The organism is Neorhizobium vignae, from assembly GCF_000732195.1.
Lineage (GTDB): Bacteria > Pseudomonadota > Alphaproteobacteria > Rhizobiales > Rhizobiaceae > Neorhizobium > Neorhizobium vignae.
Window position 1 is genome coordinate 21,565 of record NZ_JNNU01000035.1, and the last position, 15,436, is coordinate 37,000.

Sequence of the window (15,436 nt, forward strand, 5' to 3'; positions counted from 1 at the left end):
TGTTCGGCCATGTCCAGCGCCAGAGCCCACTTTTTTGACAGGTTTGCGAAAATCGCGATTTCCTGAACAAAAACAGGCGCGACCTGCCGGCTTAATCGTCCGAACTGTCGGCCTTGGTCTCGTCGTCGGAGACAGGAATGGCGTAGGCGCCCGTCAGCCAGCGTGACAGGTCCAGCGTGCGGCAGCGGTCGGAGCAGAAGGGATAGTGGTCGCGCGCCGACGGCTTGCCGCACTCCGGGCAGGGCCTCGTCTTCCGGAGCGGCTCGACCTTGCCGCCCGTCTTGATCGGTTCTGATGTCATCTTTGAATACTCCTTTCTACAGGGGGCATGGCGCATTCGGCAGCTTTCCAACGCCGATGAGGCCCTGCGGCCTGGCCGGAGCACCTTTCGGCTTGCTAGATCGGCCTGCGCCGTCCGAACCCGCCTCTTTCAGCCCTCGGGCCACGCCGCCGCCACGTCGAAGCCCTCGCCGGCCAGAAGGCCGGTCACCTCGAAAAGCGGCAGGCCGACGACATTGGTGTAGGAGCCGACGAGTTTCTGGACGAACGATCCGGCAATACCCTGGATCGCGTAGGCGCCTGCCTTGCCGCGCCATTGCCCGGACGCGATATAGTTTTCGATCTCGCGGCTGGAAAGCCGCTTGAAGCGCACCTTGGTCTGCACCACCTTCTGGCGGAACTGGCCGCCGGGGGTGATGAGGCAGATGCCGGTATAGACCCAGTGGCCGCGTCCCGAAAGCAGGTGCAGGGCGGACGAAGCCTCCTGCGTATATTCGGTCTTTTCGAGAATGCGGCGGCCCACGGCGACGACCGTGTCGGCGGACAGGATATAGCTGTGCCGCCAGGCCGGATCGTTTCTGATCCCCGCCAACGCCGCTTCGGCCTTTTCGGTCGAAAGCCTGCGGGCAAGCGAACGCGGATGTTCGGATTTCTTCGGCGTCTCGTCGATATCCATCGGCATCAGCCGCGCCGGCGTAATGCCGGCCTGGTTGAGGAGGTCGAGGCGGCGCGGAGAACCGGAGGCCAGTATCAGCTTTTGTTCCAGCGCCATGAGAGCCCGCCGCGAATGATGAGGATTACTTGAAGCGGTAGGTGATGCGGCCCTTGGTCAGGTCGTAAGGTGTCATTTCGACGAGCACCTTGTCGCCGGCCAGAACGCGGATACGGTTCTTGCGCATGCGGCCGGCGGTGTGGGCAATGATCTCGTGTTCGTTTTCCAGCTTCACGCGAAACGTCGCGTTGGGCAGGAGTTCGGTCACGACGCCCGGGAATTCGAGGACTTCTTCTTTAGCCATCTATAGTTTTTCTTCCTGTGTTGGGTTGGGCCGGCGACGCTTTTCGCGCCCGCCCGGAAATTTGCGCGGAAACTACACAATCATGTCCGCTTTGTGAACCTCGCTTGAGCGCTATTCTCAATGTCGTTTCAAGCGGCCTGCGACGAGCGGTTTCAGGCGGTCTCGGCCGGATGCCGGCTGATGCCGGAAAGGCGCTCGTCGATCAACTTCCAGAGATGGTCGCGAACCTCCCGATAAGCATCCAGCATCTGATCGCGGGTGCCTGTCGCAGCGGTCGGGTCCATGGTCGGCCAGTAGACCACGTCCACGGCATTTGAACGGGTCAGTTCCAGCGCGGCATGGTGGGCTTCCGGCGTCAGCGTGACGATCAGGTCGAAAAAATCGTCCTCGAGCTCCTCCAGCGTACGCGGCTGATGGCGGCCGATCGAAAGCCCGACCTCCTCCAGTACCGCATCCACGAAGGGATCGCGCTCGCCGGAACGCACGCCCGCCGACTGGACGTAGATATCGGGTGGCAGCAGTCGCTTTGCAATGGCCTCCGCCATCGGCGAACGGATGACGTTGAAGCCGCACATGAAGAGAACGGCGCCCGGCCTTTTGGCTTTTGTCTCCGGGGCGAGCACGGCTTCCATGCTCAACCACGCCAGTAGAGCACGCAGACCAGCGTGAAGAGCCGCCGCGCGGTATCGAAATCGACGCGGATCTTGCCGTCCAGCCGGTCCATCAGCGTCTGCGAGCCTTCGTTGTGTACCCCGCGGCGGCCCATGTCGATCGCCTCGATGCGGCTCGGGGTCGAGGAGCGGATCGCCTCGTAATAGCTCTCGCAGATCATGAAGTAATCCTTGATGATCCGCCGGAAGGGGGTCAGCGACAGGATGTGGGTCGCGACCTGCTCGCCCTGGTCCGTGGTGATGCCGAGCACCAGCTTGGCATCGACGAGCGAGAGTTTCAGCTTGTAGGGGCCGCCGGCATGGCCGAGCGGCTCGAAGGAGTTTTCCTCGACGAGGTCGAAGATGGCGACCGCCCGCTCGTGTTCCACATCGGGCGTCGAGCGCCCGATCGAGTCGTCCAGAACGACATCGCAGAGACGGTAGACCGCGGACCCCATCCGTCAGCCCTCGTCGTCGAGGGGCAAGCCGTTCAGGCGGATCGCAACGGAACGGGCGTGGGCATCGAGGCCTTCGGAATGAGCAAGCGTGATCGCCGCGGGCGCAAGCTGGCGGAGCTGATCGGGCCCAAGCCGCAAAATAGAGGTGCGCTTGACGAAATCGAGCACCGAAAGGCCGGACGAGAACCGCGCCGAGCGGGCGGTCGGCAGCACATGGTTGGACCCGCCGACATAGTCGCCGATCACTTCCGGCGTATGGCGCCCGATGAAGATCGCGCCGGCATTGCGGATGCCGGGCAGCAGCGCGTCGGGATCGGCAACCGCAAGCTCCAGGTGCTCCGCGGCGATGCGGTTGGCGAGCGGCAACGCCGCCTGCAGGTTCGGCACCAGGATGACGGCGCCGAAATCGCGCCAGCTGGCCGCCGCGGTTTGAGAGCGCGACAGGGTCTTCAGCTGGCGTTCGACGGCCGCCTGCACCGCCTTGCCGAGCCCGGCATCATCGGTAACGAGGATCGACTGCGCGCCGGCATCGTGTTCGGCCTGGGCGAGCAGGTCGGCCGCCAGCCAGTCCGGATCGTTTTCGCCGTCGGCGATGACGAGGACTTCCGAGGGGCCGGCGATCATGTCGATGCCGACGGTGCCGAAGACATGGCGCTTGGCAGCCGCCACATAGGCATTGCCGGGGCCGACGATCTTTGCGACCGGGTCGATCGTCTCGGTGCCATAGGCGAGTGCCGCCACGGCCTGGGCGCCGCCGATGCGGTAAATCTCGGTGACGCCGGCGATGCGGGCGGCGGCGAGCACTGCCGGATTGATCGTTCCGCCATTGGCCGGCACGACCATGACCACCCGCGGCACGCCGGCGACCCTTGCCGGCACCGCGTTCATCAGCACCGAGCTCGGATAGCTCGCGGTGCCGCCCGGAACGTAGAGCCCGACCGCCTCGATCGCCGTCCAGCGGGAGCCCAGACCGACGCCGATCGCGTCCTCGTAGATATCGTCCTTCGGCATCTGGCGGGCATGGTGGCGCTCGATGCGCTCGGCGGCGAACTTCAGGGCATCGATGACCTTCCGGTCGGTCGCGGCAAGCGCTGCGTCGATCTCGGCCTCGGTCACCTTTATTCCGACCTTGGCGAGGTCGATGCCGTCAAAACGGGCGGAGTAATCGATGAGCGCCTGGTCGCCGCGGGCGCGCACATCGTCGATGATGGCGCGTACCACCGCGTTCACGTCCTCCGAGACCTCCCGCTTGGTCGAGAGAAATGCGGAAAACTTCGCCTCAAAGTCCTGCGACGCCTGATCCAACCAGATTGCCAAGCGGGTATCCCTTCCAGCTCAAAAAACGATGTTATCCCGGTCGGGCCGTTCGGGCAAAGGGGCCAGATCAGGGATGACGGGGCTTCGATGCCGTTTCCCATGCGCCGCCGACATCCGCAAGAGCAACTTCGATGCATTCGACGTCGAGCGCAATCGTCGATTTGCCGGACAGGACCAGTTCGATCGTGCCTTCCGGGCCGTCACCCTTCTGCGAGAAGGTGATCGCCAGCAGCGACAGGACCTCGTCCTTGCGGCCGCGGTTGATGCCGGTCGAGCGCACCGCCTCGACCCGCTTGAAGACGATCGCCGCACGGCGGCGTTCGAACCCCTTGCGCTGCTTGGCCGCGGCGTTCTCCCAGACGAAGCGGTTGGCCGCGAGCGAGAAGTTGCGCTCGGGCTGCGACCAGCGCACGTCGCCCACCTTGAAGACCGCATCCTGCATATGGGCGGAAATGACGCCCAGGTCGTCCGTATCGAGGGCCAGCAGCTTCAAGTCGGTCATCGCTTCCAATATCCATCCAGAGGCGCGTATCACGCGAAAGTTCCTGGACTTGAGATAGGATGTGGCGAGGCAAGAAGCAACGGCGGAGCGCAAGACGGAACGCACCTTTATCCGCACCGACGGATGTGTCGGCACGGTTGAAGGGGGATGGGGCAGGCAGGAGCATTGGGTAGTGATGTGAGTTAGGTGCGCCTACCCCGATCGTCTCTTGCGGTTTGCGGAGGATTTCCGAGCCCTCCACCCCACTTTGACGACCATCACCGGAAACGGGCGCTTTTGAACTTGGTGAGGCAGCCGGTTCGCGAACCCGGTTCCCATCCGATGACGCGGCCATTATCGCCCGGCGCCTTGACCGCAGGGATGTCGACGAGGCGAGTAATCTGCCAAGTCGTTGACGAAACACGACGACAAATGCCGTTTTGGCCCATTTCGTCCCCGGGCGGCGAGGACCCGGGGCATCGCAGATGCTGGAACACGCTCCACCTGCCGGTCATCTCGCGCCCACGAGGGCGGTGGGGTGCGCGGACCGGCAGCTTTACGCTGTCAGCGGGCATTTGAGACCCGAAACGGATCACCCTTCGATAGGGAGTTAAGCCTTCTGATCGGTCGTCTAGTCCGAATGCTCCATTGACGGTGTGCCGCCCCGGCGTAGGATCGCTTCGGGTAAAACACATTGGGCTGGGGGCTGGCGTATCTATGGGAGGATGCCATGCAGGAACCTGATATGCAGAAACTCGATGCACTGGTCGGTCGGCTGGTGGGCGATCTCGGCGCCGGTGTATCCGGCGTTCTCGTCGTGCTCGGCGACCACCTCGGCCTGTTCCGGTCGATGATGGACGGACGGCTGCGATCCTCGATGGAAATCGCGGAAACGACGGGGCTCGCCGAACGCAATGTGCGCGAATGGCTCGCCGCCATGGCTGCGGCCGACTATGTCACGTTTGATGAAAAATCGAACAAGTTCGGCATGTCTCCCGAGCAGGCGATGGTTTTTTCCAACGAGGACAGTCCGGCCTTTTTCGGAGGCGCCTTCGAAATCGTCCAATCGATGTGGATAGACGAGCCGAAGGTGGAGGAAGCCTTTCGCACGGGCCGCGGGCTCGGATGGCATGAGCACAGCACCTGCCTCTTCCGGGGCACGGAGCGGTTCTTCCGTCCCGGCTACAACAGCCATCTGGTCGACGAATGGATTCCCGCGCTCCAAGGCGTGCGGGAAAAGCTGGAACGCGGGGCGGAGGTGGCCGACGTCGGCTGTGGCCATGGAGCATCGACGATCCTCATGGCAAAGGCTTTTCCGAAGTCGCATTTTCACGGGTTTGACTACCATGCCCCGTCCATTGAGCGGGCAAAGCGCGCGGCGCAGGAGGCCGGCGTCAGCGACCGGGTGACGTTCCACCAGGCTTCGGCGAAGGAATTCCCCGGCGGCAACTACGATCTCGTCGCGATGTTCGACTGCCTGCATGACATGGGCGATCCGGTCGGGGCGGGCCGTCACATCCGCGAGACGATGGCAAAGGACGGCACCTGGATGATCGTCGAACCCTTCGCGCATGATGGCTTGAAGGACAATCTCAACCCGGTCGGGCGCGTTTATTACGGCGCCTCGGCCATGATCTGCACTCCGGCCTCCATGGCACAGGAAGTAGGCCTTGGCCTCGGTGCCCAGGCTGGGGAGATGAAGCTTCGCAAAGTGGCGCTCGACGCCGGCTATTCGCACTTCCGACGGGCGAGCGAAACTCCATTCAACATGATCTTCGAAGTGCGAGCCTGAAACACTTTGGGTTTACACGGTTCCGGATACGCAAACCGAACCAAAGCCCTGACACCAATAATACCAGGTGATGTCGGGCGGGGTCGCAGAACCCCGCCCGGCATTCAGCTGGGAAAATCGGCCGAAAGGCTGATTTCCTCCCAGAGTTCGATCTGGGCAAGACGCTCCTTCAGCTTCTGGGTGACGGCGTTGTAGCAGATTGCCCCCAATACCAGGTGGCGGGGTGCTTGATCCGCCTCGGTCGCGGCGATCATCGCCTCGCCGGCGCGCACCGGATCGCCCGGCTGGCGGCCGCTATAGCCGGACGTCGCGCCCATGCGGGCGGCGGCGGTCTCGGCGTAGTCGGCGATCGTGCTCGGCGTCTGCCTCAGCGAGCGGCCGGCCCAGTCGGTGCGGAACGGGCCGGGCTCGACGCAGGTGACCTTGATGCCGAGCGGTGCGCCTTCATGGGCGAGCGCATCGGAAAAACCTTCGACTGCATGCTTGCTCGCCGCGTAATAGCCGGAGCTCGGAAGGCCCATGAAGCCGGCCATGGACGTGATGTTGAGGATATGGCCCTTGCGCTGCGCGCGCATGCCCGGCAGCACGGCGCGGGTCATGGCGAACAGGCCGAAGACATTGGCGTCGAACATCGCGCGGATCTCGTCCTCCTCGCCCTCCTCGATCGACGCCTGGTAACCGTAGCCGGCATTGTTGACCAGCACGTCGATGCGGCCGAACTTCTGCTCGGCGGCGGAAACCGCATCGGCAATCTGCTTCATGTCCGTCACGTCGAGATCGAGTGCCAGGACATGATCCCTGCCGTCGGCCAAATCGGCGACCCGATCCTTGCCGCGGGCAGTGACGACGGTTGGCCAGCCGCGCTCGATCGTCAGCTTGGCGAGTTCGCGGCCAAAGCCGGTGGAGCAGCCGGTAATGAACCAGACGGGGGGTTGTGCATCGGTCATGGGAAAATCTCCGTGGGGTGCCGGATCAAACAATATGAGGCGGGAAAAAGGATGGACGCCCCAAAGAGATAGAAACGCAAAAAAGGACGGCAAGGGCAATGCCCCGACCGTCCTTTGCAAAATATCGGCCTTGCGGATCGATCAGTCGCTGACGCGTTCGACCACCGCGCCGCAGCGGGTGAGCTTTTCTTCCAACCGCTCGAAACCGCGGTCGAGGTGATAGACACGGCTGACCATGGTCTCGCCTTCGGCGGCAAGGCCGGCGATGACCAGCGAGACGGAAGCGCGCAGGTCGGTCGCCATGACCGGAGCGCCCTTCAGCCGGGTCACGCCTTCGACCCGGGCCGTCTGCCCGGAGAGCGAAATCCTGGCGCCGAGGCGGGCAAGTTCCTGCACGTGCATGAAGCGGTTTTCGAAAATGGTCTCGGTAATGTTCGAGACGCCGGAAGACCGCGTCATCAGCGCCATGAACTGCGCCTGCAGGTCGGTCGGGAAACCCGGGAACGGCTCGGTGGTGATATCAACCGGCTGGATGCCGTTGCCGTTGCGCACGACGCGAAGACCGGTCTCGGTTTCGGTGATGTGGGCTCCGGCGAGGCGCAGCGTGTCGAGGGCGTTGTCGAGCAGCGACGCTTCGGTGCCCTCTAGCACGACATCGCCGCCAGCCATCGCAACCGCCATGGCATAGGTACCGGTCTCGATGCGATCCGGCAGGACCCGATGGCGGGCGCCGGAGAGCGAGGTGACGCCATCGACGGTGATCGTCTGGGTGCCGGCGCCGGAAATCTTGGCGCCCATGGCGGTCAGGCATTTTGCAAGATCGACGACCTCCGGCTCACGGGCGGCGTTTTCGATCACCGTCGTGCCGCGGGCAAGCGTCGCCGCCATCATCATCACGTGCGTCGCGCCGACCGAAACCTTCGGGAAGACGTAGCGGGCGCCGATCAGGCCGCCCTTCGGCGCCGTGGCGTTCACATAACCGGCGTCGACCTCCAGGGTGGCGCCGAGCGCCTGCAGGCCTTCGAGGAAGAGATCGACCGGACGCGTGCCAATGGCGCAGCCGCCCGGCAGCGAAACACGCGCCTGGCCCTCGCGCGCGAGCAGTGGTCCGATGACCCAGAAGCTCGCCCGCATCTTGGAGACAAGCTCATAGGGAGCGGTCGTATCGACGATGGTGCGGCAGGTGAAGTTGATGGTGCGGGAATAACTCTCTTCCTGACGCTCGCGCCGGCCATTGACGGCGACATCGACGCCATGATTGCCGAGGATGCGCAGGAGCTGTTCCACGTCGGCCAGATGCGGCACGTTTTCGAGCGTCAGCGTATCGCTCGTCAGAAGGGAGGCGATCATCAGCGGCAGAGCGGCGTTTTTCGCTCCCGAGATCGGAATGGTGCCCTTGAGTTCGTTGCCGCCCACAATTCTGATGCGATCCATAAGTTGTAACTCTTCCTTCTGAGCGCGAAAGGTGGCGTCCTTAAACGAAATCCGCCGCTGCTTCAATGATTGCTGAAATGGCCTGCCCGCTGACCCGTCTCGGCGCATAAGCTATGATGATTCGTCCGTTTTTGCGGCAGGCGGCCCCGGTTTTGCGGCGGGCAACCCTTGTGTCAAATCCTCCTCGCCGGACCGGCGAGCCCGCGCCTGGGTCTTGCGGCGTATCAGATTCTCACGAAGCTTGGCCGCAGCCTTCGCCTTGCGCTGCGCTTCGCGGGCTTCAGCCGCCTTGCGGTGCCGGTCGCCGCGGCCTTCGCCGGTATCCCCGCCTTCTGAATCGTGCCGTTCTTCATCATTCGCCATGGCTCTCCATACCCAAAAAGCGGGATTCTTGAAAGCGGAAGCGACGTTTTCCCCACTCGATGGCAAAGAACTTGGAATTTGCGGCTTGCGCTGCCCGTGAACCTATGGCAATAGGCCGCTGCCGACGACGCGGGTCTTTCGCGCCGGCTGACGCTGCTATAGCTCAGGGGTAGAGCACTCCCTTGGTAAGGGAGAGGCCGAGAGTTCAAATCTCTCTAGCAGCACCATTTTCCATAGGCTTTTTAGCTATCCGAGATCTAGAACACGTCTTGCGTAAATCGTCCTTAATCGCATTGGCTTTGACATCGCGACGGAAGTTCGCCAGAGTGAGGCCCTTCATGGTTGCGCCGCCTGGACCTTTTGGATGATCGGAACAGCCGCCTTCATGTTTCAGAACGAGCCAAAGGCTCCTCGCGAAATAGTGGTCCATGTGCTTTCCTTTCGATGTCTGGGGGATTCTATTTGCCTGAGTGGGTTGAAAACTGGTGCGGTAGGGTCGGGGGCCTGACTAAGTTCCCTGATGGAACGTGGTCGAGCGGCGTTGCAACCGATGTTTCATTCCCCATTCATGTACAAAGCGAGCTTGCTCGCGTTGAAGACGGGTCGTATTGGTTCGCTCACCGAAACAACGTCATTGCCAATGTTGTCGATTTATTCCCGCCACCAGGCCCCATTGTTGACGTTGGCGGCGGGAACGGTTTCGTGTCCCGAGGTCTGATTCAAAGAGGTTACGACGCGATCGTTGTCGAGCCAGGTGAAATGGGGGCAAAGACTTGTCGCGCACGGAACGTTCCGGTGGTTCAGGCTGCCTTTCAGGACATTTTCCCTCCTAAAAACGGCACCCCGGCGATTGGCCTTTTCGATGTTCTGGAACACATTGAAGATGATGCCACGGCGTTGGCGAGAATCTATGAAACGCTGACTCCTGGCGGGATGTTCTATGTGGCCGTACCAGCTTACCAAAGCCTCTGGTCGCAAGACGATATCGATGGGGGACACTTCAGAAGATACACCTTGTCCTCACTGCGAGAGAAGCTTAATGCTTGCGGCTTCACCGTAGAATATGAGACCTACTTCTTTGCGAGCCTCGTGTTTCCACTATTTCTCGTTAGAACGGTGCCTACTATGCTTCGTCGGCGTAGCAACGTAACCATGGCTCAAACCACCGACGAACACACGCTTCCGAAAGGAATGATTGGCGATGCGCTGAGGTGGTCTTTCGGAGAGGAAGAACGTGTGATCCGCAGGGGCCGCACCGTCCCATTCGGAACGAGCTGCCTCATTGCTGCCCGTAAACCGAGATAGCGACGATTCTTGCGCGAGGTCATACTCCCCGAGGTAATGCAACCGTAAGTCGCTTATACAAAACCGAGTTCCGGATGCCTTGTGTGAGCAACCTCGACCGAGGAACCCCCACACACCCGTTCTGCCAACCACAAATGCGCCATCGGTAATTAACAGGGACCGGCCATGTGGCTTGTAAACATCAGTCATTGCTACAATGGCCATCGGTAGGTTTTCTTCGCGACCCCGCTCTTGCTGATTCTCCGAAGTTGCGCTCTCACTAAGCGCAGAAAACTTCCGCGCGATGTTGCGGTAGATGCTTTACCTATTTGGGGCAGATCAGGATGAACGAAACAGCCCGCGTCACACCCGGCAGTCACATCCCGGAACTGGATGGCATTCGAGGCGCGGCGGTCCTCAGCGTAGTCGTCCTGCACACAACGATCGGGCTTCTATCCCCTGATTTTACATACCCGTCGTTGAACCCTCTCTATCGGATATTCTTCGGTGGCGGTATCGGGGTTGACCTGTTCTTCGTGCTTTCCGGCTTCTTGATCGGTGGCATTCTTATCGATCACAAGGACACGGATAACTACTTCAAGGTCTTTTGGGTGAGACGCGCTGCGCGGATATTGCCAGTCTATCTGCTTCTCATGGCGACGTATCTGATCGCCAAGCAAATCGGCCAGTCGGTAAACGCCCCCTGGTTCCACTCATTCTTGATGAACGACCCGCTCCCTATCTGGACATACCTGACGTTCACACAGAACAACTACATGGCTCTCACGAACAACGGTGGCGCCCTATGGGTCGGGATCACGTGGTCGCTCGCTGTAGAAGAGCAATTCTACCTGTTGTTCCCCTTTGTGGTTTACTTCTTTTCGAAGAAAACTGTGATGAAGATCGCGGTGATCACCCTGATTGTCGCATACTTTTCGCGCCTCTACCTCTGGAAGAATTATAGCTTTTACGTCGGTTACTTCCCAACGCAATCCAGGGCCGATGCTCTGATGTTCGGTGTCCTCGCTGCATACCTTGTCAGAAGCTCGAAGCTCCAATGGCTTGCCGACCGCAGGATACTTTTCGACATCATTGCAATGGCGGCTATAGCAATACTGATGTGGAAGGTCAAAAGGTGGATCGGTGACTCGGGCTCGTTTAGCCTTCGCTGCGCGGTGTTCGCTTATGCCATCGTCCGGATTTTCATCACCGACGGGCTTTACAGGAAGTTCTTCCGCTCGCGGTTCATGGTTTTCATGGGCCTGATCTCCTACTCGTTCTATATGTATCATCAGGCTATCAACGGCCTCTTCCATGGTCTATTGCTGGGACAGGGACCGCGAATTGAGAATTGGGCAGGATTGGCCGTTGGTATAGCCGTTTTTCTTACCTCCGCAGGGTTAGCCACTCTTTCAACCCGCTATTACGAGAAACCGTTCAGAGATATCGGAAGGCGTTTCAGATATCGTCGCGCATCTGATGTCCCAACTGCGGGAGCGGCTTACGCCCAATAAGACGAATTGGTGGCGAAGTCTGCCGGGATGGGGTCCATGGCCTGAAGATCTGACGACGCCTGATAGACCTGATAGAGCGGCTGATGATATTGGCCGACGGCAAGCAAGATCATCTGCCATTCGATCGCCGTCACGTCCACTCAGCCGCTCTCTGTAGCACGGGCGAGCCTTTTGATCGTCGGGAAGGTCATATTCGACACGCTCACGGCAAGTCGTCCAGGGAAGGTCTGCGGCCGCGTTTTTTTCCGTTGTGCCCTCGACCGGCGCCAAGCCTGTGTCGGGAAGATCGACGACGTTATCGCCGTCACCACTGTCATCTTCGTCTGCAGCCTCTTCGGCCTAGTTGAAGAGACGATCAATATGCTTTCGCTGCGTAGGGCAAAGCGATGCAGTCTTGCCAGTGCCAGTTCCTCTTCCAGCTTGACGACTCGCCGCGAGAGCGCTTCCTTCTCGGCTTTAAGCGCGGCAATTTCGGCAGCATTTGCCGCCAACTGGGCCATCAACGCCGCAACATCAGGTTCGCCGGTTCGTACTATCAGATTCTCGAATCTGAACCGCCCTTTTGCGGTCAACAGCTCAACTCGCCATCCTCAGCCAGCGAAATTGCTGTACCGGATGGCGCACCATTGCGTCGATCTGGAGAAGTGATCCGGACTTCACTCTCACTGACAGCTCCCTCGTTCGACGAGCTGCAGAACCTGCTCGAATTATGACCCCGCGCCGCCCGCCCCTCCCGCGAGACGCTTCTTGCCGTATATATCGGCAATTTTCGCTTTTGTTCGTAGGCGCGAATATCAAAAACAATGATCCGGGAGCGAACGGAACCTGTTATGCTGCCGTTCATTTTAGCTCTGCTAATTTGGCTTATTATCGTTGCTGGAGAGAACAAATGAAAGCGAAACAACTCGGATTGCTGGCGGGCATCTCGGCCTTGCTTGTCGGCATCAGCATTCAACCTGTGCCTGCTAGCGCCCAAGGCTTCGAATTTGAGTTCGGAGAACGTGGCATGCGGATCGAGCGCCCGGATTACTATGAAAGACGGTATGATCGGCGATACGAGCGCCGTGAGGAGCGCCGATATGATCGCCGCGGCTGTAGCCCGCGTGCAGCGTTGGCCGCCGCCTCACGACATCTCGACGACCCCTACATCACCGCGACGAACCGCAATTATTACTATATTGCCGGTTACGGAAAGCGTGGCGGAGCCCGGGGCCGTCCAGACTCTGTCCAGATTTCCCGAGCTCCTGGTTGCCAGCGCGTATGATAACATCCTAGGATCACCAGCCGAAGCCTCTGACTCGCTCAGCGTGCCTCGTTTAAGGGGTGTCGCCAATCAGGCGACACCGGGCGATTGGAGGGCTGAATTGCCCCCCCGGGTTACGAGGGCGCTTAGGGTCCGCGCGGAACCTGTGCCGGCTGACTAACCCAACGGGATGCTCGCCGCTTAGTCTCTACGCTGTGGCAGCTCCCCGACCGTCCCTAGGTCGCGCCGACGCCTGCAACTCCATCCACCGATGATCTGCTAGGCCGGGTCGACATTCAGGATTCCCATATGTGGAACAGCTCTGCAGTCAAGGTGTTCAATCGTTGATATTCCGAGGGCTGGTGCGCCCACATGTCCGGCCTTTTCGTGCAGCATTGGGCTACTGGCCTTGATGACGTTCGCGACTGGAGTGACCTAAACAAATCAGCGAACTCGAAGCACGTTGGGAATCACGGTCTTGATCCAATCCGGATGTCTTTCCTCCGGGTCATCATTGATCTTGCACCTTGGACTTCAGCTTGTCAGCGACGACAAGCGATTTGCATTCGGTGCTAGGCCGCCATTGTTTCGTTCGCCGTGCTGTGGAATTGACCCCCTCTCACTAGAAGAGCCCAAACAATGCGCGCCATCTTGTTGGCCAGCGCAATGGCGGCGACCTTATATGGCCTGCGCCTCAGCAACTCAGACAGCCAGGCTGAGACCTTTGCGCCTCGACGTGCGTGCTGGATAACGGCGGACGCCCCCACAACCAAAAGAGATCGTAAGACCGGGTTTCCCATTTTTGAGATTCTTCCCAATCTGGTTTTCCCACCTGTGGAATTTGATATCGGGGTCAGGCCTATCCAAACCGCAAAATGACGACCAGACTTGAAGGCCTGTGGGTCGGGTACAAATGCCGCAATAGAGCTGGCAGTGATTGGAGCCACGCCTGGAATTGAAGTCAGCCGGCTCAATGTCGCATCCTGTCGGGTTTCGCGGACCATGTGTTTCTCCAATTTAACAATTTCTGACGTGTATGCCTCTATCTGATGGGTCAGCGGCAACAGGGCGATGCGGGCCAAAGGTGGCAAGCGGGCATCATCCTCATCACGGACGATTGCGGCGAGGTCGTCGACCTTGCCCACTCCTCTGGATGTGGTAATGCCCAACTCGGTAAGATGACCGCGCAAAGCATTGATCGTTTGGGTGCGCTGCCTAACCAGCAGGTCCCGTGCCTTCAAGAGCATAGCCGTGGCTTGTTGGCCGACGGTCTTGAGCGGTACGAAACTCATCGAGGGTCGGCCTACAGCTTCGCATATCGCCTCAGCATCTGCCGCGTCATTCTTTCCTCTTTTGACATACGGCTTCACGTAAGCAGGTGGGATCAATCGAACTTCATGTCCGAGAGCCTTGATCTCTCGTGCCCAGTAATGAGCGCCGCCGCACGCCTCCAAACCAACAACACAGGACGGGACTTTGCTGAAGAACTTCAAAACCTCTGAACGTCGAAGCTGCCTGCGAAGGATGGCGTTTCCTTTGTTGTCCACTCCATGCAACTGAAAGACTTGTTTGGCCGTGTCGAGACCGATGGTTGTGATCAAAGTCATGAGAAGGCTCCATGCTCTTCGCCGAACCACACGCTCGGCACCTGGATTCAGGATAGGGTGGGAGCAGAGCCGTTCCACAACATCAAATCAGTTGATCGCTGATTCATAGCACCGTGTTGAAGCACGGAGGTCTTTGGGTGGGTGTGAAGCGGTATGAATTTCACGATGCACAATGGCTGAAGATTGCATCCCTTTTGCCCGGCAAGGCTAGCGATCCCGGGCGGACAGGCTCGGATAATCGCTTGTTCGTCAATGGTTGCCTCTGGATTTTGCGCTCCGGCACCCATTGGCGCGACCTGCCGGAGCGCTATGGCAAATGGAAGACGGTCCACCGAAGGTTCAGCCGTTGGTGCCATGCCGGCGTGTGGGAACGGGTGTTCGGGACACTGACAGCAGACCGCGATAACCAGTATCTGATGATCGACAGCACGATCGTTCGTGCCCATCAGCAGGCAACCTCCGGAAAAGGGGGGCCAAGGATCAGGCGGTGGGGCGTTCCCGAGGCGGACTGACCACCAAAATCCACATGCTCGCCGATGCGCTGGGTCGACCACTGCGTTTCATCGTAACCGCCGGTCAGGTCGGAGACATCACGCAAGCCCCGGCTCTTCTGGACGGCCAGAGCGGCAATGCCGTTCTGGCGGATAAAGCCTATGACAGCAATGCACTGCGTCAAACGATTGCCGACATGGGAGCCGAAGCGGTGATCCCGTCAAACCGCTCGCGCAAGATCATCATCCCGCACGACGAAGTCGCCTACATCAATCGCAATCGCATCGAGCGGTGCTTCAACCGATTGAAACACTTTCGTCGCTCCGCCAGCCGTTACGACCGCAGAACCATTCACTTCCAAGGCTTCATCCATCTCGCTGCCGCCTTGACCTGCCTCCGATGAATGTCGATCCGTCCTAGACAACCCATCATTCCAAACGATTTGGCAGAATTAGCAAGAAGCCGTGATTCAGCCAATTGCAGCTAATGAAGTCGCGTCTAAACATTTAGGTCGCGCGTCCAACTACCTTGCAGAAAATCGTACCGGCGCGGTTGGCAA

Annotated in this window: 17 protein-coding genes, 1 tRNA gene and 2 pseudogenes; 6 read left to right on the forward strand and 14 right to left on the reverse strand. The window is 60.0% G+C overall.

Features of this window, described 5'->3' with window-relative positions:
- Nucleotides 1-91: 91 nt before the first annotated feature.
- From yacG to GQ59_RS29225, 7 genes are all read right to left on the reverse strand, one after another.
- The gene (gene yacG, locus GQ59_RS29195) at nt 92-301 is read right to left on the reverse strand and encodes a DNA gyrase inhibitor YacG (RefSeq protein ID WP_037088187.1); all 210 of its coding nucleotides are present in this window, start codon (nt 299-301) and stop codon (nt 92-94) included.
- Nucleotides 302-430: 129 nt separating this feature from the next.
- A complete protein-coding gene (locus tag GQ59_RS29200) occupies nt 431-1,051 on the reverse strand; it encodes a Maf-like protein (protein ID WP_037088190.1) in 621 nt (206 codons plus the stop codon).
- A gap of 25 nt (nt 1,052-1,076) precedes the next feature.
- Nucleotides 1,077-1,295: a translation initiation factor IF-1 gene (infA, locus tag GQ59_RS29205; protein ID WP_004435948.1), complete on the reverse strand. Its 219-nt coding sequence runs from the start codon at nt 1,293-1,295 to the stop codon at nt 1,077-1,079.
- Between the two features lie 152 nt (nt 1,296-1,447).
- The gene (locus tag GQ59_RS29210; protein ID WP_037088192.1) at nt 1,448-1,927 is read right to left on the reverse strand and encodes an arsenate-mycothiol transferase ArsC; all 480 of its coding nucleotides are present in this window, start codon (nt 1,925-1,927) and stop codon (nt 1,448-1,450) included.
- Between the two features lie 2 nt (nt 1,928-1,929).
- Nucleotides 1,930-2,403, reverse strand: a complete 474-nt coding sequence (locus tag GQ59_RS29215; protein ID WP_037088195.1) for a UPF0262 family protein — start codon at nt 2,401-2,403, stop codon at nt 1,930-1,932.
- Nucleotides 2,404-2,406: 3 nt separating this feature from the next.
- Complete coding sequence (hisD, locus tag GQ59_RS29220; RefSeq protein WP_037088198.1) at nt 2,407-3,720, reverse strand: histidinol dehydrogenase; 1,314 nt, start codon at nt 3,718-3,720, stop codon at nt 2,407-2,409.
- 67 nt (nt 3,721-3,787) lie between these two features.
- Complete coding sequence (locus GQ59_RS29225; RefSeq protein WP_037088200.1) at nt 3,788-4,222, reverse strand: DUF2948 family protein; 435 nt, start codon at nt 4,220-4,222, stop codon at nt 3,788-3,790.
- A 709-nt stretch (nt 4,223-4,931) separates the two neighbouring features.
- Between GQ59_RS29225 and GQ59_RS29230 the strand changes: the two genes are divergently transcribed.
- Entirely contained in the window at nt 4,932-5,993 is a 1,062-nt protein-coding gene (locus GQ59_RS29230; protein ID WP_037088201.1) for a class I SAM-dependent methyltransferase, read from the forward strand.
- 104 nt (nt 5,994-6,097) lie between these two features.
- On the opposite strand, the gene GQ59_RS29235 is transcribed toward GQ59_RS29230, so the two are convergent.
- The 3 genes from GQ59_RS29235 to GQ59_RS29245 form a co-directional block, all read right to left on the reverse strand.
- Complete coding sequence (locus GQ59_RS29235) at nt 6,098-6,940, reverse strand: oxidoreductase (RefSeq protein WP_037088204.1); 843 nt, start codon at nt 6,938-6,940, stop codon at nt 6,098-6,100.
- Nucleotides 6,941-7,081: 141 nt separating this feature from the next.
- Nucleotides 7,082-8,374 (reverse strand): UDP-N-acetylglucosamine 1-carboxyvinyltransferase, encoded by a 1,293-nt coding sequence (gene murA / locus GQ59_RS29240; RefSeq protein WP_037088205.1) that lies wholly within the window; start codon nt 8,372-8,374, stop codon nt 7,082-7,084.
- Nucleotides 8,375-8,485: 111 nt separating this feature from the next.
- Nucleotides 8,486-8,737, reverse strand: coding sequence for a hypothetical protein (locus GQ59_RS29245; RefSeq protein WP_037088208.1), 252 nt, complete (start codon nt 8,735-8,737; stop codon nt 8,486-8,488).
- Between the two features lie 152 nt (nt 8,738-8,889).
- Between GQ59_RS29245 and GQ59_RS29250 the strand changes: the two genes are divergently transcribed.
- Nucleotides 8,890-8,964: transfer RNA gene (locus GQ59_RS29250), tRNA-Thr, on the forward strand.
- On the opposite strand, the gene GQ59_RS31545 is transcribed toward GQ59_RS29250, so the two are convergent.
- Nucleotides 8,943-9,167: a glycosyl hydrolase 108 family protein gene (locus tag GQ59_RS31545; RefSeq protein WP_084683342.1), complete on the reverse strand. Its 225-nt coding sequence runs from the start codon at nt 9,165-9,167 to the stop codon at nt 8,943-8,945. The two genes, GQ59_RS29250 and GQ59_RS31545, sit on opposite strands and share 22 nt — an antisense overlap.
- Before the next feature lie 32 nt (nt 9,168-9,199).
- On the opposite strand from GQ59_RS31545, the gene GQ59_RS31550 reads away from it, so the two are divergent.
- Both GQ59_RS31550 and GQ59_RS29260 read left to right on the forward strand, forming a co-directional pair.
- On the forward strand, nt 9,200-10,042 hold the full coding sequence (locus GQ59_RS31550; RefSeq protein ID WP_162183334.1) for a class I SAM-dependent methyltransferase: 843 nt from the start codon (nt 9,200-9,202) through the stop codon (nt 10,040-10,042).
- Nucleotides 10,043-10,365: 323 nt separating this feature from the next.
- Nucleotides 10,366-11,535 (forward strand): acyltransferase family protein, encoded by a 1,170-nt coding sequence (locus GQ59_RS29260; RefSeq protein WP_037088210.1) that lies wholly within the window; start codon nt 10,366-10,368, stop codon nt 11,533-11,535.
- On the opposite strand, the gene GQ59_RS32445 is transcribed toward GQ59_RS29260, so the two are convergent.
- Nucleotides 11,523-11,669 carry a hypothetical protein gene (locus tag GQ59_RS32445; protein WP_156376369.1) on the reverse strand — a complete coding sequence of 49 codons (147 nt, stop codon included), beginning with the start codon at nt 11,667-11,669 and terminating at the stop codon, nt 11,523-11,525. The genes GQ59_RS29260 and GQ59_RS32445 overlap by 13 nt on opposite strands.
- Nucleotides 11,641-12,071, reverse strand: a pseudogene (locus GQ59_RS33230) (IS66 family transposase); the annotation flags it as partial. The pseudogene GQ59_RS33230 and the gene GQ59_RS32445, both read right to left, overlap by 29 nt.
- Before the next feature lie 353 nt (nt 12,072-12,424).
- On the opposite strand from GQ59_RS33230, the gene GQ59_RS32195 reads away from it, so the two are divergent.
- Complete coding sequence (locus tag GQ59_RS32195) at nt 12,425-12,799, forward strand: hypothetical protein (protein WP_152564498.1); 375 nt, start codon at nt 12,425-12,427, stop codon at nt 12,797-12,799.
- A 551-nt stretch (nt 12,800-13,350) separates the two neighbouring features.
- Here the strand turns inward: GQ59_RS32195 and GQ59_RS29275 are convergent.
- Nucleotides 13,351-14,385 (reverse strand): IS110 family RNA-guided transposase, encoded by a 1,035-nt coding sequence (locus tag GQ59_RS29275; RefSeq protein WP_037088215.1) that lies wholly within the window; start codon nt 14,383-14,385, stop codon nt 13,351-13,353.
- 143 nt (nt 14,386-14,528) lie between these two features.
- Between GQ59_RS29275 and GQ59_RS31560 the strand changes: the two are divergent.
- Nucleotides 14,529-15,280, forward strand: a pseudogene (locus tag GQ59_RS31560) (IS5 family transposase).
- The last annotated feature ends 156 nt before the right edge of the window (nt 15,281-15,436 follow it).

What these genes read in the sequence shown, in the direction of transcription:
- yacG (WP_037088187.1), bottom strand. Translation starts at nt 301, where the DNA reads ATGACATCAGAACCGATCAAGACGGGCGGCAAGGTCGAGCCGCTCCGG.
- GQ59_RS29275 (WP_037088215.1), bottom strand. Translation starts at nt 14,385, where the DNA reads ATGACTTTGATCACAACCATCGGTCTCGACACGGCCAAACAAGTCTTT.
- GQ59_RS32195 (WP_152564498.1), top strand. Translation starts at nt 12,425, where the DNA reads ATGAAAGCGAAACAACTCGGATTGCTGGCGGGCATCTCGGCCTTGCTT.
- GQ59_RS29215 (WP_037088195.1), bottom strand. Translation starts at nt 2,403, where the DNA reads ATGGGGTCCGCGGTCTACCGTCTCTGCGATGTCGTTCTGGACGACTCG.
- GQ59_RS29235 (WP_037088204.1), bottom strand. Translation starts at nt 6,940, where the DNA reads ATGACCGATGCACAACCCCCCGTCTGGTTCATTACCGGCTGCTCCACC.
- GQ59_RS29260 (WP_037088210.1), top strand. Translation starts at nt 10,366, where the DNA reads ATGAACGAAACAGCCCGCGTCACACCCGGCAGTCACATCCCGGAACTG.
- GQ59_RS29245 (WP_037088208.1), bottom strand. Translation starts at nt 8,737, where the DNA reads ATGGCGAATGATGAAGAACGGCACGATTCAGAAGGCGGGGATACCGGC.
- GQ59_RS29230 (WP_037088201.1), top strand. Translation starts at nt 4,932, where the DNA reads ATGCAGGAACCTGATATGCAGAAACTCGATGCACTGGTCGGTCGGCTG.
- GQ59_RS29210 (WP_037088192.1), bottom strand. Translation starts at nt 1,927, where the DNA reads ATGGAAGCCGTGCTCGCCCCGGAGACAAAAGCCAAAAGGCCGGGCGCC.
- GQ59_RS29200 (WP_037088190.1), bottom strand. Translation starts at nt 1,051, where the DNA reads ATGGCGCTGGAACAAAAGCTGATACTGGCCTCCGGTTCTCCGCGCCGC.
- infA (WP_004435948.1), bottom strand. Translation starts at nt 1,295, where the DNA reads ATGGCTAAAGAAGAAGTCCTCGAATTCCCGGGCGTCGTGACCGAACTC.
- GQ59_RS29225 (WP_037088200.1), bottom strand. Translation starts at nt 4,222, where the DNA reads ATGACCGACTTGAAGCTGCTGGCCCTCGATACGGACGACCTGGGCGTC.
- murA (WP_037088205.1), bottom strand. Translation starts at nt 8,374, where the DNA reads ATGGATCGCATCAGAATTGTGGGCGGCAACGAACTCAAGGGCACCATT.
- GQ59_RS31545 (WP_084683342.1), bottom strand. Translation starts at nt 9,167, where the DNA reads ATGGACCACTATTTCGCGAGGAGCCTTTGGCTCGTTCTGAAACATGAA.